General features: G+C 75.5%; 23 protein-coding genes and 3 tRNA genes. 12 read left to right on the top strand and 14 right to left on the bottom strand.

The annotated features are described in order from the left end of the window. Positions 1-32 precede the first annotated feature (32 nt). The 3 genes from HNR08_RS11455 (at position 33) to HNR08_RS11445 (ending at position 1,224) form a co-directional block, all read left to right on the top strand. A complete protein-coding gene (locus HNR08_RS11455) occupies positions 33-395 on the top strand; it encodes an ArsR/SmtB family transcription factor (protein ID WP_146834800.1) in 363 nt (120 codons plus the stop codon). After that, positions 392-850 (top strand): SRPBCC family protein, encoded by a 459-nt coding sequence (locus HNR08_RS11450; protein WP_146834803.1) that lies wholly within the window; start codon positions 392-394, stop codon positions 848-850. Before HNR08_RS11455 ends, HNR08_RS11450 begins: the two co-directional genes overlap by 4 nt. A 104-nt stretch (positions 851-954) precedes the next feature. Further along, positions 955-1,224 carry a GlsB/YeaQ/YmgE family stress response membrane protein gene (locus HNR08_RS11445; protein ID WP_146834806.1) on the top strand — a complete coding sequence of 90 codons (270 nt, stop codon included), beginning with the start codon at positions 955-957 and terminating at the stop codon, positions 1,222-1,224. Positions 1,225-1,395: 171 nt separating this feature from the next. On the opposite strand, the gene HNR08_RS11440 is transcribed toward HNR08_RS11445, so the two are convergent. Both HNR08_RS11440 and HNR08_RS11435 read right to left on the bottom strand, forming a co-directional pair. After that, positions 1,396-1,680 (bottom strand): adhesin, encoded by a 285-nt coding sequence (locus HNR08_RS11440; RefSeq protein ID WP_146834809.1) that lies wholly within the window; start codon positions 1,678-1,680, stop codon positions 1,396-1,398. Between the two features lie 383 nt (positions 1,681-2,063). Next, a complete protein-coding gene (locus HNR08_RS11435) occupies positions 2,064-3,818 on the bottom strand; it encodes a mechanosensitive ion channel family protein (RefSeq protein WP_246802960.1) in 1,755 nt (584 codons plus the stop codon). Between the two features lie 184 nt (positions 3,819-4,002). On the opposite strand from HNR08_RS11435, the gene HNR08_RS11430 reads away from it, so the two are divergent. Continuing rightward, positions 4,003-5,016 (top strand): 1-phosphofructokinase family hexose kinase, encoded by a 1,014-nt coding sequence (locus HNR08_RS11430; protein WP_246802961.1) that lies wholly within the window; start codon positions 4,003-4,005, stop codon positions 5,014-5,016. Positions 5,017-5,056: 40 nt separating this feature from the next. Next, positions 5,057-5,842, top strand: coding sequence for a 5'/3'-nucleotidase SurE (gene surE / locus HNR08_RS11425; RefSeq protein WP_146834815.1), 786 nt, complete (start codon positions 5,057-5,059; stop codon positions 5,840-5,842). 21 nt (positions 5,843-5,863) lie between these two features. Here surE and HNR08_RS11420 read toward each other — a convergent pair whose 3' ends face one another. From HNR08_RS11420 to HNR08_RS11390, 7 genes are all read right to left on the bottom strand, one after another. After that, positions 5,864-6,370 (bottom strand): hypothetical protein, encoded by a 507-nt coding sequence (locus tag HNR08_RS11420; protein ID WP_168432072.1) that lies wholly within the window; start codon positions 6,368-6,370, stop codon positions 5,864-5,866. Positions 6,371-6,435: 65 nt separating this feature from the next. Continuing rightward, a complete protein-coding gene (locus tag HNR08_RS11415; RefSeq protein WP_146834821.1) occupies positions 6,436-7,308 on the bottom strand; it encodes a prenyltransferase in 873 nt (290 codons plus the stop codon). Continuing rightward, positions 7,305-7,631, bottom strand: coding sequence for a lycopene cyclase domain-containing protein (locus HNR08_RS11410; RefSeq protein ID WP_146834824.1), 327 nt, complete (start codon positions 7,629-7,631; stop codon positions 7,305-7,307). Before HNR08_RS11410 ends, HNR08_RS11415 begins: the two co-directional genes overlap by 4 nt. Beyond that, positions 7,628-7,975 carry a lycopene cyclase domain-containing protein gene (locus HNR08_RS11405; protein WP_146834827.1) on the bottom strand — a complete coding sequence of 116 codons (348 nt, stop codon included), beginning with the start codon at positions 7,973-7,975 and terminating at the stop codon, positions 7,628-7,630. Before HNR08_RS11405 ends, HNR08_RS11410 begins: the two co-directional genes overlap by 4 nt. Then, the gene (crtI, locus tag HNR08_RS11400; protein WP_146834830.1) at positions 7,972-9,666 is read right to left on the bottom strand and encodes a phytoene desaturase family protein; all 1,695 of its coding nucleotides are present in this window, start codon (positions 9,664-9,666) and stop codon (positions 7,972-7,974) included. The genes HNR08_RS11405 and crtI overlap by 4 nt, the downstream gene beginning before the upstream one ends. Continuing rightward, positions 9,663-10,628, bottom strand: coding sequence for a phytoene/squalene synthase family protein (locus tag HNR08_RS21775; protein ID WP_146834834.1), 966 nt, complete (start codon positions 10,626-10,628; stop codon positions 9,663-9,665). Before HNR08_RS21775 ends, crtI begins: the two co-directional genes overlap by 4 nt. Beyond that, complete coding sequence (locus HNR08_RS11390; RefSeq protein WP_183835008.1) at positions 10,625-11,821, bottom strand: polyprenyl synthetase family protein; 1,197 nt, start codon at positions 11,819-11,821, stop codon at positions 10,625-10,627. Before HNR08_RS11390 ends, HNR08_RS21775 begins: the two co-directional genes overlap by 4 nt. Before the next feature lie 201 nt (positions 11,822-12,022). Between HNR08_RS11390 and galE the strand changes: the two genes are divergently transcribed. After that, complete coding sequence (gene galE / locus HNR08_RS11385; RefSeq protein WP_146834841.1) at positions 12,023-12,982, top strand: UDP-glucose 4-epimerase GalE; 960 nt, start codon at positions 12,023-12,025, stop codon at positions 12,980-12,982. A 22-nt stretch (positions 12,983-13,004) separates the two neighbouring features. Here the strand turns inward: galE and HNR08_RS11380 are convergent, their stop codons facing one another. Both HNR08_RS11380 and HNR08_RS11375 read right to left on the bottom strand, forming a co-directional pair. Next, on the bottom strand, positions 13,005-13,931 hold the full coding sequence (locus HNR08_RS11380) for an LLM class flavin-dependent oxidoreductase (RefSeq protein ID WP_146834844.1): 927 nt from the start codon (positions 13,929-13,931) through the stop codon (positions 13,005-13,007). 22 nt (positions 13,932-13,953) lie between these two features. Beyond that, positions 13,954-14,298, bottom strand: coding sequence for a metallopeptidase family protein (locus tag HNR08_RS11375; RefSeq protein WP_146834917.1), 345 nt, complete (start codon positions 14,296-14,298; stop codon positions 13,954-13,956). Positions 14,299-14,395: 97 nt separating this feature from the next. Between HNR08_RS11375 and HNR08_RS11370 the strand changes: the two genes are divergently transcribed. From HNR08_RS11370 to HNR08_RS11350, 5 genes are all read left to right on the top strand, one after another. Then, a tRNA-Glu gene (locus tag HNR08_RS11370) sits at positions 14,396-14,468 on the top strand. A gap of 36 nt (positions 14,469-14,504) precedes the next feature. Then, positions 14,505-14,578, top strand: a tRNA-Asp gene (locus HNR08_RS11365). Positions 14,579-14,620: 42 nt separating this feature from the next. After that, positions 14,621-14,693, top strand: a tRNA-Phe gene (locus HNR08_RS11360). 304 nt (positions 14,694-14,997) lie between these two features. Beyond that, positions 14,998-15,312, top strand: a complete 315-nt coding sequence (locus tag HNR08_RS11355) for a hypothetical protein (protein ID WP_146834846.1) — start codon at positions 14,998-15,000, stop codon at positions 15,310-15,312. 57 nt (positions 15,313-15,369) lie between these two features. Then, positions 15,370-15,708: an STAS domain-containing protein gene (locus HNR08_RS11350; protein WP_168431092.1), complete on the top strand. Its 339-nt coding sequence runs from the start codon at positions 15,370-15,372 to the stop codon at positions 15,706-15,708. A 9-nt stretch (positions 15,709-15,717) separates the two neighbouring features. Here HNR08_RS11350 and HNR08_RS11345 read toward each other — a convergent pair whose 3' ends face one another. Further along, a complete protein-coding gene (locus tag HNR08_RS11345; protein WP_146834849.1) occupies positions 15,718-16,008 on the bottom strand; it encodes a DUF2087 domain-containing protein in 291 nt (96 codons plus the stop codon). Between the two features lie 69 nt (positions 16,009-16,077). After that, positions 16,078-16,698 carry a hypothetical protein gene (locus HNR08_RS11340; RefSeq protein WP_146834852.1) on the bottom strand — a complete coding sequence of 207 codons (621 nt, stop codon included), beginning with the start codon at positions 16,696-16,698 and terminating at the stop codon, positions 16,078-16,080. Positions 16,699-16,883: 185 nt separating this feature from the next. Between HNR08_RS11340 and HNR08_RS11335 the strand changes: the two genes are divergently transcribed. Further along, positions 16,884-19,259, top strand: coding sequence for a transglycosylase domain-containing protein (locus tag HNR08_RS11335; protein ID WP_146834855.1), 2,376 nt, complete (start codon positions 16,884-16,886; stop codon positions 19,257-19,259). Between the two features lie 416 nt (positions 19,260-19,675). On the opposite strand, the gene HNR08_RS11330 is transcribed toward HNR08_RS11335, so the two are convergent. After that, positions 19,676-19,849 carry a hypothetical protein gene (locus HNR08_RS11330; protein WP_168431095.1) on the bottom strand — a complete coding sequence of 58 codons (174 nt, stop codon included), beginning with the start codon at positions 19,847-19,849 and terminating at the stop codon, positions 19,676-19,678. Between the last annotated feature and the right edge of the window lie 39 nt (positions 19,850-19,888).

Genomic DNA, 19,888 nt, shown 5'->3' with positions numbered 1-19,888 from the left:
GCACCGATCGGTTCAGTGTTACGCTGAACCACATGGTTCAGCAACAGCACCTGGACGAGGTCTTCGCGGCCCTGTCCGACGCGACCAGGCGCGCGGTGCTCGTCCGCCTCGGCGAGGGGCCGGCCACCATCGGCCAGCTCGCCGAGCCGCACGGCATCACGCTCACCGGCATGACGAAGCACGTGCGGGTGCTCGAGGACGCCGGCCTGGTCGTCACCGAGAAGGTCGGGCGCGCGCGCGAGTGCCGCCTCGGCACCGAGCGGCTGGACGACGTCATGTCCTGGATCACGTCCTACCAGCGGCTCTGGGAACGGCGCCTCGACGGCCTCGAGCTCTTCCTCACCCTGCGGCGCGGCACGCGCGACGACGACGACACGAAGGGACCCGCATCATGACCACCGACGCCACCGACCTCGAGCTCCGCGCCGAGCGCGTCCTGCCCGCCACGCCGGAGGAGGTGTTCGACGCCTACACCGACGCCGAGAAGCAGCGGATCTGGTTCTCGATCCTCGACACCGAGCCGGGGATCGTCGAGATCGACGTCGACCTGCGCGTCGGCGGCACGCAGACCGCGGTGTGGGGCCCGAGCCGCGACGAGCTGTTCACCGAGACCCAGACCTTCCTGGAGATCGACCGGCCGCACCGGCTCGTCACCGAGTCCGTCGGCACCGACCCGTCCGGGCAGTCGATGACCACGCGGGTCGAGGTCACGTTCACCGCGGTCGACGGCGGCACGCTGATGTCCGTCGTGCAGTCCGGCTTCCCCGACGTCGAGCTGCGGGACTTCTTCGCGGAGCACGCGTGGGTCGGGGCGTTCGCGCGGATCGAGGCGTACCTGACCCGCGCCTGACCCGCATCTCGGGAAGCGCCCTCCGCCGGCCGCCGTTCCGGATGCGGACTCCCGTCCCCCGTGCGACGGTTTCCGCGTCCGAAGTGCGACGTTGGAGGTGCCAGATGGGATTCTTCGCATTCCTGCTGCTGGGTCTGATCGCGGGGGCTATCGCGAAGGCGATCCTCCCGGGACGTCAGGCCGGCGGCTGGTTCGTGACGCTGCTTCTCGGCGTGGTGGGGGCGCTGCTCGGCGGTTGGCTCGGCAGCGTGCTGTTCAACCGGCCGCTCGAGGAGTTCTGGTCGATCCAGACCTGGCTGCTCGCCATCGCCGGCTCGATCATCGTGCTGCTGATCTACGGCGCGGTGACCGGCCGCAAGGGCGCCCGGGTCTGACCCCAGGGGGCACCGACCCGGCCCGGCGACGGTGGGAGACCGTCGCCGGGCCGTGCCGGGCACCCGCACCGGACGGTGGGACACCGCCCGGGAGCCGCCCGGCACGACGAGGGCTCGCACATCCGCACCAGGCGGCTGCGCGAGCCCTCGTCGCCGTTCCGGGGCCGGCCGTCAGGCCTGCGGCGCCAGGGTGAAGCCCGGGCTGCCGGTGGCCGACGGGTCGGCGTCGAGCGTGAGGTCCGCGAGCACGGTCGCCGTCTCCTGCGGGACGAACACGGTGGCCCCGTCGGAGGCGATCACCTCGTCCCCGGGCACGGCCTCCGGGACGAGCGCGAGCTCGAACGAACCGAGCTGCTGCTGGGACTCCGCGATGCGCAGGCCACCCGACTCGGGCAGGCCCGCACGCGAGGTGAGGTCGCGGACGGCGGTGCTGGCGTTCTCGGTCAAGGTGAGCACGGGTGCTCCTCTCGTTGCCGGTGGCGGTCGGGACTCCCGCGGGGCGACCCGACCATCGGACCCCTCCACCGTCGGCACCCCGGCGCGCCGACGCAACCGCACGTCCGCTGGGCAAGACCCGGGCCGTCCGCTGCGCGGAGCGCGCTGGACATCCCACGCTGCGTCCCGCACCCTCCGCCCTCCTTGCCCGCCCACCCCCCGCCCCGCGCCGCCGCCCGGCCTCCCGGCGGCTCAGCCTCCCGGCGGCCGCCGAGACTGCAGCAGATGCTGGTTCCGGGGCGCGGATACCCGCACGTCGTGCAGTCTCGCCGGGTGCGCGGCACGTCGGACCTCGCCCAGCGGGCGGTCCCGGCGGTGCCCAGCGCGTGGTCCCCGGGGCGCGGTCAGCGGGGGGCGGGGGGGTGCAGGGGGGTGCTGCGGACCGAGCGGCGCGTCGGCGGGGCCGGCGGCTCGTCGTCGCCGACGGCCGGCTGGACCTGCGTGGCCTCGACGTCGTCCGACGGCGCCGGGCGCTCGACGGCGGGCAGCACGGTCGTCCCGTGGTCGTCGGCCGGGATGAGCTGCGTGTCCCCCGTCGCCCCGGTCGCGGGCGTCGGCTCCTCGGCCGGAGCGGCCGGCGTGTGCCCGGTCCCGGGCGTCGGCTGCCCGGACGCGGCGGTCGGCGTCTGCCCGCTGCCCGTCGTGGCCGCCCCGGTCGCCGCGCCCACGGACGCCTCCCCCGCCGCCGCGGCCCCGGCGGCCACCCCCGACGCCCCGCCGTCCCCGGCGGCCGCACCGGAGGTCCCGGCCACCGGCACCGCCGCCGTCCCCGGCGCGTCGGCGTCCGGCCGCCGCCCGCCGGAGGACCGCCCCGGGCCCTCCTCGGCCGCGCGCGCCTCGGCCGCGTGCTCCTCGCGCTCGTCGATGACGTCCTGCCCCGGCCCCGCGAACGACCGCGAGCGCTCGAGCGCCTCCACGCTCCCGGTGAACAGCCGGGCGTCCTGCTGCCCGGCGTCGGCGGGGGCGGGGACCGCGGCGTGCGCCCCCGAGGCGGGCCGCCGCACCTCCGCGACGGGCAGCGCGGCCCCCCGGGTGGTCTCGATGCGCGTGCGCGGCAGCCCCTGCGGCGCGGACCGCTGCAGGTACCCGACCAGCCCCTCGCGCAGGTAGCAGCGCAGGTCGAACAGAGTGGGCGCGTCCACGGCGCTGGCGAGCGCGCGCAGCCGGACCACCCCGCCGACGGCGTCGGTGACCTGGAGGATGCCGACGCGGTGGTCCCAGAGGTCCGTCTCGGCGAGCAGGCGGTTGAGCTCGGCCCGCAGGTCGTCCACGGGCACCTGCCAGTCGACGTCGATCTCGACGGTCCCGAGCAGCTCGGCGGCCCGCCGGGTCCAGTTCTCGAACGGGGTCTGCGTGAAGTACGTCGACGGCAGGATCAGCCGGCGGTCGTCCCAGACGTGCACGACGACGTAGGTGAGGGTGATCTCCTCGATCCGCCCCCACTCCTCCTCGACGATGACGACGTCGTCGACCCGGATCGCGTCGGTGAACGCGAGCTGCAGCCCCGCGAACACGTTGGCCAGCGAGCTCTGCGCGGCGAGGCCGGCGACGATGGACAGCACGCCGGCGGACGCGAGCAGCGACGCCCCGAAGGCGCTCACCCCGGGGAACGTCAGCAGCACGGCGGCCACCGCGACGACGACCAGCACGGCGACGGTGATCCGGCGCAGCAGCTGGATCTGGGTCCGCACCCGGCGGGCGTGCCGGTTGTCCTTCACGTCGACCCGGTACCGGGACAGCGCCGCGTCCTCGACGACGAACGCCAGGGTCCCGATCAGCCACGTCACCGCCACGATCAGCGCGATGACCAGCCCGTGCCCGATGGCGCCCATCCAGTCGGAGGACTCCCAGGTCGCGTTCGGCACGGTGATCCGCAGCGCGATCCACACGGCGATGACGACGAGCACCGCGCGCAGCGGCTGCTTGGACCGTCGGGACAGGTCGGCGGCGATCGTCGACTTCTTCGCGACCGAGCGCACCAGGGCGCCGATCAGGACGGCGACGAGCAGGGCGACGACGACGGCTCCCACGACCGACACCACCGGGATGAGGATGTCCTGGGCGGTCTCGGCGGTCTGCTCGTCCACGGGTGCACGCATCACGGCGACCATCCGAACACGGCCCGCGGGCCGGTGCCCACCGCAGCGGGCCGGCCCCGCGGACCCTCCGCACGACCTGCACAGCACCACGCGCCGTCCGCGCGCGCCCCGCTCCCCGCGTGCGGAGCGCGTCCGCCCACGTCAGCATGGTGATCCGACCCGACGCCCCCGCAGGAGGACGCCCGTGCCGACCAGCCGCAACCCCCGCGTGTGCGTGCTCGCCCCCACGCCGATCCTCACCGTGACGCTGGAGAGCGGCTCGGACGACGACTCCCCCGAGCTGCACGTGCACCCCGGCGGTCAGGGGCTGTGGGTCGCGCGGATGGCGTACTCCCTGGGGGCGGACGTCGTGGTGTGCGGGCCGTTCGGCGGGGAGACGGGCACGGTGCTCGGGCACCTGGCCGAGGTGGAGAACCTGCGCGTCCGGCGGGTGTCGTACGCCGGCGGCAACGGCGCCTACCTGCACGACCGCCGCGGCGGGGAGCGCACCGAGCTCGCGTTCATGCCGCCCGCCCGCCTGGACCGGCACGAGCTCGACGACCTCTACGGGACGATCCTCGTCGAGGCGCTGGACGCCGACGTCTGCGTCGTCACCGGCGCCTACCCGTCCCCGCTGCTGCCGCCGTCGTTCTTCGGCCGCCTCATCGGGGACCTGCGCGCCGCGGGCGTCAGGACCGTCGCCGACCTGTCCGGCAAGGCCGCGGTGGAGGCCGCGAAGGCGGGCGTGGACGTGCTGAAGATGTCGCACGAGGAGCTGCTCGAGGCGGGGCTCGCCGAGGACGGCTCCGTCGGGTCCCTGCGCGAGGGCGCGCGGCGGCTGCTGCGCCCGGAGCCCGGGCTGCCGGAGGGCCACGGCGACGAGTTCCCCGACGACCCGATCGACGTGGACGCCGAGGCGCCGGGGCAGGTCGGCGCGATGGTCGTGTCCCGCGCGGCCGACCCGGCCCTGCTGGTGACGGCGTCGGGCGTCTCGGAGGTCGTGGCCCCGTCGGTGACGACGGTCGACCACCGCGGCGCCGGCGACTCGATGACCGCGGGCATGGCGGTGGGCGTCGGGCGCGGGCTGCGGCTCACGGAGGCGGCGCGGCTCGGCGCGGCCGCGGGGGCGCTGAACGTGACGCGTCGCGGCCTCGGCACCGGCCACCGGGAGCAGATCGAGCGGTTCGCCGAGCAGATCACGGTCCGCGAGGTGGCCTGAACCACGGGCCCGGCGCACGGCCGGGCGGGGAGGAGCGGTGATGCGCGTCCTGATCACGAACGACGACGGGATCGAGTCCCCCGGGCTGGCGGTGCTGGCCCGGGTCGCGCTGGAGGCGGGCGCGGAGCAGGTGGTGGTCGCCGCTCCGGCACGGGACTCCAGCGGCGCCAGCGCCTCGCTGCTCGGCGCGGAGCAGGACGGCCGGCTGGTCGTCGACCGCAAGGACGCGCCCGACCTGCCCGACGGCGTCGACTCGTTCGCGGTGCGGGCGGCCCCGGGGATGATCGCGTTCGTCGCGGCGCACGGCGGGTTCGGGCCGAAGCCCGACCTGGTGCTGTCCGGGGTGAACCGCGGCGCGAACACCGGCCACGCGGTGCTGCACTCCGGCACGGTCGGGGCGGCCCTGTCGGCGGCGACGCACGGCATCCGCGGCCTGGCGGTGTCGCTGGCCGACGCGCGCCCGCAGCACTGGGCGACCGCCGGGGCGTACGCCGCGCACGTGCTGGACTGGCTGGTCGACCAGCCGCACCTGCCCGACCGCGTGGTCAACCTCAACGTCCCGGACCGCCCCGCCGACCAGGTCCGCGGGCTGCGGCGCGCGCCGCTCGCCGCGTTCGGCGCCGTCCAGGCCCGGGTGCACGAAGTCGAGCACGGGAACCTCATGCTCACCTACCAGGAGCACGCCGCGTCCCAGGAGTCCGAGACCGACGCGGGCCTGCTGCTGCGCGGCTGGGCCACGGTCACCCTGCTGCACGCGCCGGCGTTCGACGCGGACGCCCCGCTGCCGGAGTCGGCGGGGCCGCTCGGGGCGGCACCGGACGCCTGACCGTCCCCCGCGCCCCGCGCCTCAGCCGACGTACGGCTGCCAGCTGCTCAGCAGCTCGCCGGTGTCGGCGTCGAGCGCCACGTACCCGCCCGGCTCCCAGCCGGGGCCGGCGGGCGGCGGCTGGTACCCGGCCGGGTCCTGCCGGCACGTCGTCCGGTCGTAGAGCGAGATCACGGTGCCGGTGTCCACCTCGACCGTCGCCACCCGCGGGTGCTCGCGCATCGGCGCGGGCCACTGCTCCGGGTCGCGCACGACCGACCCGTCCGGGTTCGCGGGGGTGTTGTTCCACCACGACTCGGCGTCGCCGGGGAGGGCCCCGCCGCCGCCGGGGAACTCGGCGCACAGCGCGTACGAGGGGGCGGGCGCCGGGTCGGGCGTCTGCGCGACCGGCTCCTCCGCGGAGTCGGCGGGCTGCGCGGCCGCCGCGGTGTCCGCCTGACGCGCCGCCGGGTCGCCGGGGTCCGTCCCGCAGCCCACCAGCCCGGCCAGCACGACCGCAGCCGCGATCCCGCACCGCACCCTGCGCACACCGTCCCCCGCTCGTCGCCGACGGTCGGGACGCTACCGCGCCGCCCCCGGCCCGCGGGCGGGAATCACGACGTGAGCGCCACCGCGATCAGCAGCATCGTCACGAGGAACCCCACGACGAGGTTCAGCCAGAGGAACACCCGCCACCCCGCGTTCGCCCGCTCGCAGTCGTCGTCCCGGACCGACCAGAACCGGGCGGCGTTCACCGCGTAGGGCAGCGGCAGCACCGCGGCGAGCCAGCCCGGCCAGGGCAGCACGAGCAGCACCCCCGCGGCCGCGACGTACGCGGCGGTCGCCCCGACGACGGTCGCGTGCGCCCCGAGCACGGTCGCGACGGACGCGATGCCGCCTTCCCGGTCCGCACGGACGTCCTGGACCGCGCCGAACGCGTGCGACGCCATCCCCCAGAGCACGAACGCGACCAGCACCGGCCAGACGGTCCGCGCCCCGAGGTCGGCCCCGACGAGCACCAGCGCGTACAGCAGCGGCCCGACGAAGTGCATCGCCGACGTCGCCGAGTCCAGGACCGGCCGCTCCTTGAACCGCAGCACGGGCGCCGAGTACGCGACGACGAGGAACACCACGAGCAGCAGGGTCAGGTCGGCGGCGGCCGAGCCCACGACCAGCAGGTACGCCAGGAACGGCAGCACCGACAGCGCCGACGCCCGCAGGATCCGCCGGTGCACCGCCCGCGCGGACGCCGGGTCCGCCAGCGCGCCCTCGATGCCGCCCTTGCGGGGGTTCGCCAGGTCGGAGGCGTAGTCGAAGACGTCGTTCACGCCGTACATGAGCAGGTTGTACGGGACCAGGAAGAACAGCGTCCCGATGACGAAGGTCGCGTCCACCCGCCCGCCGGTGGCCAGCAGGTAGCCGGCGGCGAACGGGTACGCGGTGTTGATCCAGGAGAACGGGCGGGAGGCCGCGAGCACCTCCCTCATGCGGAGCCCGTCCCGGCGCCGCGCGCGTCCCGGCGCCCCTCCCGGCGCTCCAGCACCGTCCACAGCACCGGCATCGCGAGCGACGCGGCGATCGCGTAGGCGAAGTCCTCCAGCGGAGCCCCCCACAGGTAGACGCCGAGGATCTTGTCCTCGTCGAAGACGTACAGGTCGGCCGCGATCATCAGCGTGTCGAAGACCATCGTCAGCAGGCAGAGGTGGAACGCGGTCCACACCAGGGCGCCGGCCCGCATCCGGCGCAGCACCGGGGCGCACACGCCGGCGAGCACCGCGAGCACCAGCACGTTCAGCACGATGTTCGTCACCGGCCGAGCTCCTCGCGCCGGTACCGCTCCCGCAGCGCGGCCTGCCGGTCGAACCACCGCCACGCGAGCAGAGCGACGTAGCAGAGCAGCGTCAGGAACACGGCCTCCTCGACCGGCAGCTCCGGGGCGAGCAGCAGGCCGGTCATGTGCGGGCTCTCGCCGCGCGCGAAGATCCCGAGCAGCAGGCCGGCGACGTCCCACAGCAGGAACCCGACGACCCCGACGCCCAGGCAGATCGCGGTGCGGCGCGGGTGCGACCAGAACGCGAGCCGGAACCGCCGGTCGATCAGCGCGAGCCCGCCCAGGGACAGCAGCAGCGCGCCGAGGTACGCGAACCCCGTCACCGCACGCCCGCCGGTGCCGGCGCGTCGGCCGGTGCGGTCGCCGGGCCGGCCTCGGCCCACACGCCGCGCGGACGCGCCGCCGCGAGGAACCCCCGCCGCAGCGGCGCCGGCAGCGGGCTGGGCGACGTCTCGCCGAGCAGCCGCTTGGCGACGAGCTCGGCGCTGATCAGGCACATCGGCAGCCCCACGCCCGGCACCGTACCGCCCCCGACGTGCAGCAGGTTCGGCACGCGCGGCGACCGGTCGGCGGGCCGGAACAGCGCGCTCTGCGCGAGCGTGTGCTCCATGCCGAGCGCCGTGCCGCGCCACGCGGAGAAGTCGCGCGCGAAGTCCGCGGGCCCCACGACGCGGCGGGTGACGACGCGGTCGCGCAGCCCCGGGATCACCGCCCAGCCCGCGACCTGGTCGAGGAACCGGTCGGCGTACGCGTCCAGCTCCGCCGCCCCGGCGGGACCGGCGCCGATCGCGGGGTCGGCCGGGAACGGCACGAGCAGGAACAGGTTCTCGTGCCCGGGCGGGGCGGCGTCCGGGTCGGTGGCGGTCGTGCGGGACACGTACAGCGAGGCGGTGTCCGGCACCCGCAGGTCCGCCGGCCGGGAGGTCCGCCCCGGGCCGAGGATCGCGTCGAAGTTGCCCGGCCAGTCGCGGGTGAAGAACAGCGAGTGGTGCGCGAGCTCCGGCAGCGCGCCCCGGACGCCCGCCATCACCAGCAGCGCCGAGATGCCGGGGCCCCGGTCCTCCCACCACGGCTCGGGCAGCGTGCGGTGCGCGGGCGGCAGCAGCGCGGTCTCCGTGTGGAACAGGTCGGCGCCCGACACCACGACGTCGGCCGGCACGAGCTCCCCCGAGGCCAGGCGCACGCCGCGGGCGGTCCCGGTGCGCCGCGGGTGCCGCAGGGTGCGCGGGGCGTCGTCGACCTCGACCGCGACCACGTCGGCCGCGGTCCGGATCGTCACGCCGTGCGCGACCGCGAGCCGCTCGATCGCCTCGATGACCGTGTACATGCCGCCGCGCGGGAACAGCACGCCGTCGACCAGGTCCAGGTGGCTCATCAACGAGTACAGCGCGGGCACCCGGTACGGCGAGGAGCCGAGGAACACCGCGTGGTACCCGAGCACCTGGCGCAGCACCGGGTGCTCGGTGGTGCGGGCGACCTTGTCGGCGAGCGTCTGCGTGAGCAGCCCGGCCAGCGTGCCGGCCCGGCGCGCCACGTCGCCGCCGACGGCCCGGTCGGGCCGCTCGAAGGTCGTGTAGAGGAAGTGGTCCAGCGCCGTGCGGTACGCCTCGGTCGACGCCTCCGTGTACCGGCGCAGCGCCTCCCCCGCGCCCGGCTCCAGGCGCTCGAACGCGGCCCAGTTCGCCTCCGGGTCCGCGACCACCTCGATCGGGTCGGACGCCCCGGCCCCGGCGGGCTCCGGGAACAGGCGGTACGCCGGGTCGAGGCGGACGAGGTCCAGGTGGTCGGCCGTCCGCTCGCCGAGCAGCGCGAAGAAGTGGTCGAACACCTCGGGCATGAAGTAGAACGACGGCCCGGTGTCGAACCGGAAGCCGTCGACCTCGAGCGTGCCGGTGCGGCCGCCGACGCGGTCGTGCCGCTCCAGCAGCGTGACGTCGGCGCCACCCCGCGCGAGCAGGGCCGCGGTCGCGAGGCCGCCGATCCCGCCGCCGACCACGACCACCCGACCCGTCACGCCGCACCTCCGTCGTCCGTCGTCCCCGTCCGCCGGGCGCCGCGCGGCCCCCGGTCCCGCACCGCCCGCGCGCCCTCGCGCGCCAGCGTGCCCGCCAGCACCGCCGCCTTCCGCGGCGCGCTCACCCGCACCCGCGCGGCGCGCACCTGCTCCGGCGGCGTCGCGGCGAGGTCGGCGAGCAGGCGGTCGTACAGCGCGAGCGTCGCCGCCACCGCCGTGCGCGCCCGGCCGGGCAGGCGGGGCAGCGCGGCGCGGGCGCGGGCCAGGTCGTCCCCGATCTCCGCGAGGATCGCCGCGAGCTGCGCGTCCGACGGCCCCTGCGGCCCGACGCCCGGGAAGTAGCACCGGCCGAGCTCGCCGGAGTCGGCGCCGAGGTCGCGCAGGAAGTTGATCTTCTGGAACGCGGCGCCGAGCGCGCGGGCCCCGGCGACCGTGGCCTCGTCCGGGCGGCGCACCGGCTCCCCCGGACGGCGGTCGGCGTTGAGGAACACCTGCAGGCACATGAGGCCGACGACCTCGGCGGAACCGAACACGTAGCGCTCGTAGGACTCCCGGTCGTGGACCTGCACGGTCAGGTCCGCGCGCATCGAGGCGAAGAACGGGTCGACCTCCGCCGGCCCGATGCCCACGCGCCGCGCGGTCCGGGCGAAGGCGTGCACCACGAGGTTCGTCGACCAGCCCGACGCCAGCGCCCGGGCGGTCTGCGCCTCGAGCTCGTCGAGCAGCGCGCCCGCGTCGTCGCCGCCGCGGGTGTCCACCACCTCGTCGGCGATCCGGACCAGGGCGTACACGGCCTCGATGTCCCGGCGGGCGCGCGGCCCGAGCAGCCGGGTGCCGAGGCCGAACGACGTCGAGTACCCGGCCAGGACGGCGCGGCTCGCCCGCGCGGCGGTCCGGTCGTACAGCGCGGCGGAGGCGGCCCGGACGCCGGGGTCGGCACCGGGCCGGACGGGCGCGCTCACGAGGTACCGGCCACGGCGGCGGCGAGTCCGGCGAGGTACCCGGCGAGCCCGTCGGGCAGGCCGGCCGCCGCGGCGCGCGCGGTGCTGACGGCGTCCGCCCGCACGAGCCGGGCCTCGTCCAGCGCCCCGGACCCCGCCACGACGGCGCGCACCGCGGCGGCGTCGTCCTCGGTGAGGTCCGGGCGGCCGACGGCGGCGTCCAGCACCGCCCGGTCGCCGGCGTCGGCACGCAGGTAGGCCAGGCGCAGCAGCTCGGTGCGCTTGCCCTCCCGCAGGTCGGAGACGGTCGACTTGCCGGTGACCGCCGGGTCGCCGAACACCCCGAGCTCGTCGTCGAGCAGCTGGAACGCGATGCCGAACGCCGTGCCGAACCGGTCGAGGACACCCAGCACGGCGTCGTCCGCCCCCGCCAGCACCGCCCCGGCGGCGAGCGGCGTGCAGCAGGAGTAGACGGCGGTCTTGAGCTCCGCCACGCGCAGCGCGTCGACGGCGGTCGGCCCGTGCAGGTGCCCGGTGACGTCGAGCAGCTCCCCGGCGACGGTCGTGTCCACCGCCCGGGCGAGCGACCGGACGACCCGCAGCCGCAGCTCGGCGGGGACGGGGGCGGAAGCCACGAGGTCGAAGGCAGCGGCGATCGCGACGTCCCCGCCGAGCAGGCCGGCCGCCAGCACCGGCGCCTCCGCGGCCGGTCCGGTCACCCCGCGGGCGGCCAGCCGGCGGCGGGCCGCGCCGGTGACGTTCGGGCGGCCGCGGCGGGTGTCGTCGTGGTCGAGCACGTCGTCGTGGACGAGCATCGCGGTGTGCAGCATCTCCTGCGCCGCCGCGACGGGTGCCACGGCGGCGGGGTCGGTGCCGCCGAGGCCGAGGTAGGCGGCGAGGGTCAGCCGCGGGCGCATCATCCGGCCGCCGATCTGGTCGCCGACGGCGCGCCAGAGGGCGGCGTGCTCGGGCGCGAGATCGCGGGCGTGGCGCCGGCGCGCGGCGACGTCGTCGACGAGCAGCAGCCGGACGTCGCCCAGGGCGTCCTCGACGCGGTCGGCGAGGACGACGGCCGCCGGCCGCCCCGGCGCGGCCGGTGCGGGGCGGGCCGCCCGCTCCGGGAGCGTGCCGGTGCGCCCGCCGTGGCCGGCGGTTGCGGTACTGCGAGACCTGCGCACGCCATCTCCCCTGGGCTCGAGCGAGATGCTCAGCATACTGAGCATCTCCGGGTGCGCCACCGGGGACGCCGGTCACCCGGCGCGCACCGCCCTGCCCAGCACTCTGCCGCATCGCGGGGCGCCGCACGACCCCGTGCGCCGGACGAATCCGCCCATCCGGGACACCCGGCGCGGCGAATCGCACACGAACCACCGAATACGAGCAGAAAGCACCATCGAGGGACTAGGATGGGTGGCATGACGTGGATGGTGACCGGAGGCGCTGGGTACATCGGCTCGCACGTGGTGCGGGCGTTCACGCAGGTGGGGATCCCGGCCGTCGTGCTGGACGACCTGTCGTCCGGGCACCGCGGGTTCGTCCCCGACGACGTGCCGTTCGTCGAGGGCTCGATCCTCGACGCCCCGCTCGTCGCCGCGGCGCTGCGCGAGCACGGCGTGACCGGCGTGGTGCACCTGGCCGGGTTCAAGTACGCCGGCGTCTCCGTGCAGCGCCCGCTGCACACCTACGACCAGAACGTCACCGGCACCGCCCGGCTGCTCGAGGCCATGGCCGCCGCGGGCGTGACCCGCATCGTGTTCTCCTCCAGCGCCGCCGTCTACGGCACCCCGGACGTCGACCTCGTCACCGAGGACACCCCGACCGCGCCCGAGTCGCCCTACGGCGAGTCCAAGCTCATCGGCGAGTGGCTGCTGCGCGACCAGGCCCGCGCCACCGAGCTGCACCACACCTCGCTCCGGTACTTCAACGTCGTCGGCTCCGGCACCCCGGACCTCTACGACACCAGCCCGCACAACCTGTTCCCGCTGGTGCTCGACGCGCTCGCCGAGGGCCGGACCCCGCGGATCAATGGCACCGACTACGCCACCCCCGACGGCACGTGCGTCCGCGACTACGTGCACGTCGCGGACCTCGCCGTGTCGCACGTCGCCGCCGCCCGCGCCCTCACCGACGGCCGCGAGCTGCAGCGCGTCTACAACCTCGGCTCCGGCGACGGCGTCTCCGTGCGGGAGATCATGACCGCGATGGCCCAGGGCACCGGCATCGCGTTCGAGCCCGAGATCGCGCCCCGGCGCCCCGGGGACCCCGCGCGGATCGTGGCCTCCGGCGAGGCCGCGGCGCGCGACCTGGACTGGGTCATGCGGCACACGCTGACGGAGATGGTCACGAGCGCCTGGCAGGCCCGCCAGTCCCACTGACCCGGCTCCGGCCGGCCGCGCGTCAGCGGGCGAGGCGGGCGAGGGCGTCGGCCATGACGTCCTCCGAGCCGGCGTAGATCCCCGACTCCCGGGGCCAGTGCACGACCACGTCGCTGAACCCGAGCTCCGCCGCGCGCTGCACGCCCTCGACGAGCGTCTCCGCCGACTCCAGCGAGTACACCGGCGCCCCGTCGAGGCTGAGGTACAGGTCCGGCACCCGCCCGTCGGGAGCGAGCCGGGCCGCGACCTCCCGCACCTGCTCGACCATCACGGCGAGCCCCGCCCACCAGGCCTCCTGCGCCGCGGACACCGGCCCCTCGACGTCCTCGGGCGCGAACGTCGGCCCGTACGTCGCCCAGCCCTGCCCGAACTGCGCGGCGAGCGCCATGGTGCGCGGGCCGTTGGCGGCGATGACGAACGGCGTGCGCGGCCGGGCGACCGTCCCGGGGATCATCCGGGCGCCGTGCGCGGCGTAGAACGTGCCCTCGTGGTCGGTCTCCGGGTGGGTGAGCAGCCGGTCGAGCACCTCGACGAACTCCTCGAACCGCCGGGTCCGCTCGCCGCGGGTCGGGGCCGGTCCGAGCACGCCCGCGTCGAACCCCTCGCCGCCCGCGCCCAGCCCGAGCAGGAACCGCCCCCCGGCGACGTCGTCCAGCCCCATGACGTCCTTCGCGAACGGCACGGGGTGCCGGAAGTTCGGCGACGCCACCCACGTGCCGAGCCGGATCCGCTCGGTGACGGCGGCCGCGGCGGCCAGCAGCGGGACGGTGGCGAACCACGGCTCGTCGGCGAGCGACCGCCACGCCAGGTGGTCGTAGGTCCAGGCGTGGTCGAAGCCGTACTCCTCCGCGCGCCGCCAGGTGTGGCGCGCCTGCGCCCAGCGCTGCTGCGGCAGGATCACGACACCGAGGCGCGTCCGGGAGGCGTGCGGGGCGGCGTCGGCGGTCACCCCGGCAGCGTAGCGACCGCGCTCACGCCCACCCGAGCTCGTGCAGCCGCGCGTCGTCGATGCCGAAGTGGTGGGCGATCTCGTGCACGACGGTCACCGCGACCTCCTCGACGACCTCCGCGCGGTCCGCGCAGACGGCGAGCGTCGGGTTCCGGAAGATCGTGATCCGGTCCGGCAGCGAGCCGGCAGCCCAGAACTCCCCGCGCTCCGTCAGCGGCACGCCCTCGTACAGCCCGAGCAGGTCCGGGTCGTCGTCGGGCGCGTCGTCCTCGACCAGCACGACGACGTTGTCCATCTGCGCCGCGAGCTCGGGCGGCACCAGGTCCAGCCCGTCCCGGACGGCGTCCTCGAAGTCCTCCCGCGACATGTCCACCACGGGTCCATCCTGGCCGACTTTGGCGATCGGCGTTCTACCCCGTATGATCGTCACCGGTCTGAAGACGCCTCGACGTCAGGGGCGACAAGCCCCCATCGTCTAGCGGCCCAGGACCCCGCCCTTTCACGGCGGTAGCACGGGTTCGAATCCCGTTGGGGGTACGAGCAGTGCATGTGGAAGAATAGGTCTCACAACGAGGCCCCGTAGCGCAGTTGGTTAGCGCGCCGCCCTGTCACGGCGGAGGTCGCGGGTTCAAGTCCCGTCGGGGTCGCTCGATCACACCGGTCCATCTGGGCCGGTGTAGTCGTATCACGGCTCTGTAGCTCAGTTGGTAGAGCGTTCGACTGAAAATCGAAAGGTCACCGGATCGACGCCGGTCGGAGCCACGTCGGAAGCCCCGCACTCGCCCAGGCGATGCGGGGCTTCGTCGTTCCCGCGCGCATTCCGCCCCCGCGACCGGAGGCCGAGCGGATCCAGCCGCGGCACCGCACCCGGGCGCGGCCGTCCGGGTGGATCCGCTCGGGCCCGGGCGGCCCGGGCGACCCGGACGTCCCCGTCCCGACGCCCGCGGGAGTGACGTCCGTCACGGGAGGTCGCCGCCCCGTGCGGTCCCGGCGGATTCACCCGGCGGGTAGGTGACGCGTCCTGGGGGCTGCGCGCATGATGCGGTCATCGGACGGAGGGGCAACGGTGCCGCACCACGACGAGCTGCCACGGCTCACCGCGCTGGACGACGCGACGCTCGCGCGGGCCCGCACGGTGACCGTGCACTCCCCGGACTCGTCCCGCGAGGGGGACCTGGTCTGGACGCTGACGGTGTCGGACGGGGCGGGCACGCCGCTCGGCCGGGACCGGCTGACCGCACCCGACTGGCCCACGCCGCTGGGCGACCTCATCGCCCCGCACCTGGACGTCGCGGGGCTGCGGGTGGTCGGCCGGTGGCGCACCGACCTCGGCGACGACGACCTGCCCCGGCACGCCGCCCGGGTCGAGCCCGGCGGCTGACCCCTAGGCTTGGCCCGGCCGGGCCGCACCCGGCCGGACGAGCGAGGGAGGGCAGCTGTGGAGATCGCCGTGCAGCGGATCGGGGGGCCGGTCGTCGTCGTGCGCCCCCGGGGCCGGTTGACCGCCGCGGACGCCCCGGAGCTGAAGTCCGTGCTCGCGGACCTCGTCGCCGCGGGCCGCACGAAGGTCGTGCTGGACCTGGAGGAGACGACGTTCCTCGACTCGTCGGGGCTGGGTGCCCTGGTCGCGGGCCTGCGCCTGACCCGCACCGCGGGCGGGGACCTGACGATCGCCCGGGCGACGGGTCAGGTGCTCGACGTGCTGACGCTCACGACGATGGTGCGGGTGCTCCCGCCGCACGACACGGTGGCGGACGCGTTCGCCGCCCTCGGCTGACCCCGGCGCTCAGACCGGGTCGAACTCCGTCACCCGGGTCCGCCAGTACTCCGCCCCGTCGCGGGTGCGCGTGACCAGCCCCGAGTCGACCAGCTCCCGCCGCAGGCCGACGGGGTCGCGGGCGAGGTCCGCGAGCCGGCCGGTGAGGTCCCGCTCCCGGACGGGCTCGTCGAGCGGCAGCACCCCCTGGGCCACCCAGCGCAGCACGAGGTCGCGGTCGGCGCGGCGGCGCGGCAGCTGCTCGAGCCGGCCGCGCACGAGGAACCGGGTGGCGGCGGCCACGGGGTCGGCGGTGTCCATCCCGGCAGAGTAGGCGCGGGGCGGGGGCGCGCGACACCGCATCCGGCCGCGCACCCGGGGGCGGGGCCGCTAGAAGTCCCCGCCCCCGAAGTCGCCCCCGCCGAAGTCGCCGAAGCCGCCGCCGAAGTCCCCGCCCCCGGCGTCGCCCCAGCCGCCGCCGTCCGCGGACACGTCGCCGCCGGCGTCCGCGCCCGCGTCGGCCCCGTCGCTCCCGTCGGCCCCGTCGCCCCCGCCGTCCGACAGGTCGAACAGGCTGTCCGCGATCGCGGTCCCGACGAACGCCCCCGCGACGCTGGCGAGCAGCGACCCGGCGATCATCCCGCCCATGCCGATGCCCCCGACGCCGGCGCCGCCCGGCCCGCGCGCGGCCCCGAAGGTCCGCTCCAGCGTCCCGGGCTGCCGGAGCTCGGCGCGGGTGGCCATCCGCGCGAGCGACCGCGGGTCGTCCGACGTGGCGCGCTCGGCCTCGGGGACCTGCGCGGACACCTCGGCGAGCACCTGGCGGCGCTGCTCGGAGGTGAGCTGGGCGAACGCCTCGGCGTGCGCCTGCTCGAGCGCGTCCGGCGGCGCCGTGCGCAGCAGGTAGCGGTACCGCTCGATCGCGGCCTCGTCGGAGCCGGGCGCGGCGCGTCCGGGCGCCCGCCGCTGCTCCGGCTCCTCGCGGCCCAGCAGCCGGTCCAGGAAGCCCATGGTCCCCACCTCTCCGTCGCGTCGTCCCGGGCGGCCCGCCGTCCGGTGCCCGTCGAACGGCCCGGCGGCCCCGCGGGTCCCCAGCATCGGACGCGGCGCGGCGGCCCGCCACCCGTCACCCGGCGCGGATGGTTGTGCGGCCTTCCGGTGCACACGTCCGGCCCGGCTGTCCTAGCGTGGCGGACATGGCAACGACCGCCCGCCGCATGTCCGTCGTGAAGGCGGTCGCGCTGCTGGTCGCGTTCGTGCTCACCGCGGCGGTCGGCGGGCTGCTGACGGCCGCGCTCGTGCTGCCCACGGTGGCGGTGGCCAACGGGACGACGGCGATGGCCGTCGAGGCGTTCGAGGACCTGCCGACCGAGCTGGAGCGGCAGCCGCTGTCGGAGCGGTCGACGATGCTGGCGGCGGACGGCACCGTGCTGGCGGTGTTCTGGGCGGAGAACCGCGAGGTCGTGCCGCTGGACGCGGTCTCCGAGCCGATGCAGCAGGCCGTCGTCGCGACCGAGGACAAGCGGTTCTACCAGCACGGCGGCATCGACCCCGAGGGCATGGTCCGGGCGCTGGTCCGCAACCTGCAGGACCCGGGCCGCACCGAGGGCGCCTCGACCCTGACGCAGCAGTACATCAAGAACGTGCTGATCGAGAAGGCCGTGCGGGAGGGCGACCTCGCGGGCGCCGACGCGGCGCGGGAGGCGTCCGGGGCCGAGGGGTACGCGCGCAAGCTCCGGGAGGCGAAGCTCGCCATCGCCCTGGAGAAGGAGATGACCAAGGACGAGATCCTCGAGGCGTACCTCAACATCGCGCAGTTCGGCGTGAACACCTACGGGGTGCAGGCGGCGGCGCAGCGGTACTTCTCGAAGCCGGCGTCCGAGGTCGCGCCGATCGAGGCGGCGACGATCGCGGGGGTCACGCAGAGCCCGACCGCGCTGGACCCGGTCCGCAACCCCGAGGCGGCGCAGACGCGGCGCGACGTCGTGCTGCGCCAGATGTGGGAGCAGGACTACCTGACGACCGAGGAGTACCGCGCCGCCGTCGCCACCCCGCTCCCGGACACGCTCCGGGTGTCCGACCCGCAGATCGGCTGCATGGCGGCGGGCGCGACGGTGCCCGGGTCGGGGTTCTTCTGCGACTACGTGACCAAGGTGTTCCGCAACGACCCGGTCTTCGGGGAGACCGAGGCCGAGCGCGTCGACCGGCTGTACCGGGGCGGCCTGACCATCACCACGACCCTGGACCCGCGCGAGCAGGCGATCGCCGACGAGGAGCTCAAGCGCGGGGTCCCGGTGGACGACGCGTCGGGCGTGGCGACCTCGCTGGTCACCGTGGAGCCCAGCACCGGCCGGATCACGTCGATGGCCCAGAACCGCACGTACAACAACACCCAGGAGCACGGCGAGCGCGAGACCGCCGTGAACTACAACACCGACTTCCTGTACGGCGGCGGCAGCGGCTTCCCGCCCGGGTCGACGTTCAAGCCATTCACCCTGGCGGAGTGGCTGAAGGAGGGGCACAGCCTCTCGGAGCAGGTGGACGCCCGGCGGTTCTCCTACCGGTTCCGCGAGTTCTCCGCCCCGTGCACCGCGCTGAACGGCGGCACGGAGTACAAGTTCAACAACGCGGAGGGCCCGCGCTCCGGCGGCGTGATGTCGGTGCTGGACGCCACGCGGAACTCCGTGAACTCCGGCTACATCGCCATGGCGTCGCAGCTCAACCTCTGCGGGATCATGGACACGGCGACCGCCCTCGGCATCCACCGGGCGGGCGGCCAGTCCGGGGACGGCCCGTTCGACCCGCTGCCGGCGAACGTCCTGGGCTCGCAGTCCGTGGCGCCGCTCGCGATGGCCGCCGCGTTCGCGGGCTTCGCGTCGGGCGGCACGTACTGCACGCCGGTGGCGATCCTCAGCGTGGTGGACACCGACGGCAACCAGCTCGCCGTCCCGCCGCAGTCCTGCACGCCGGGAGCCCTGGAGCCCCGGATCGCGAACGCCGTGAACCACGCGCTGCAGAACGTCTGGAGCGGCACGGCGAGCACGGACGCGCCGCCGTTCCCCGCGGCCGGCAAGACGGGGACGACGTCCCGGAACGAGCACACCTGGTTCGTCGGGTACACGCCGGTGCGGTCCACCGCGATCTGGGTCGGCCACGCCGAGCGGATGATCCCGATGCAGCGCGTGGTCATCAACGGCCGGTACATCCGCAACGTGTTCGGGTCCTCGGTGGCGGTCCCCATCTGGAAGGGCTTCATGACCCGCACGCTGGAGGGGGTGGCCGTGCCGGGCTTCGCCGCCGCGGGGTCGGACGAGGTGTTCGGCAAGCAGGTGCCCGTGCCGCGGGTGGTCGGGCGGGACGAGGCGTCGGCCCGGGCCGCGCTGACCGCCGCCGGCTTCCGCGTCACGGTCGGGCCGTCGGTGCCGTCGGACCTGGCCCCCGGGCTCGTCGCCGAGCAGAGCCGCTCGGGCACGGCGACGGCGGGGTCGACCGTCGCGCTCTCCCTGTCGTCCGGCCCCGCGCCGCCCCCGGCGGACCCGGCCGCGCCCGCGCCGCCGCCCGCGGGCCCCTGACTCACGCCATCCCCATCGCCTCCCGAATCCAATGGCGCGGCGCGCGCCCGCGCACTCTCCGCCGGGGACGCCGGCCGGGCGATGTCCAGAGTTTCGGCTGAATGGATGAGTGCTCGGACACTCAAGCGCCAAGCGTCGGGGCGATTGAGTAGTCGAGACGGCCGCGCATTCAGCGCAATGCGGCTTGGGTAGGTGCCGGCGGTCGGGCACCCACATCGCACATGTGCGGAGGATAGCTGCCAGGCGCCGACGACGTCGCCTACCTTCGGACAGGAGGCTATTCATGCACCACCCTGCGAGAATGGGATCGACGGCCCGGAGCGACGCACCGAGGAGGGGTCGAAGAGAGCGACGGCGCTGGCAGTCGTGGGCCTGTCACTCAGCCTGGGAGGGGTCGTGTCAGGCGCCGCTCCTGCTCATGCAGCGGGTGAGTACGCCCGCTGCACCAACGGCATCACCGTGAGCGACTGGACCGGAAAGAACCCGAAGAACTGCACCTCATGGGGCGGATACCGGTTGTACAACAGCAGCGGCAAGGTGATCATGACGATCAGCAAGTCGCCCGCCACGTCGCCCGTCTGGACCATCATCCCCCAGGGATACACTGCGGTTCAGCGCTGGTGCTCGAA

It is taken from the genome of Cellulomonas hominis, assembly GCF_014201095.1.
GTDB lineage: Bacteria > Actinomycetota > Actinomycetes > Actinomycetales > Cellulomonadaceae > Cellulomonas > Cellulomonas hominis.
This window is presented reverse-complemented; position numbering and strand designations above follow the sequence as displayed.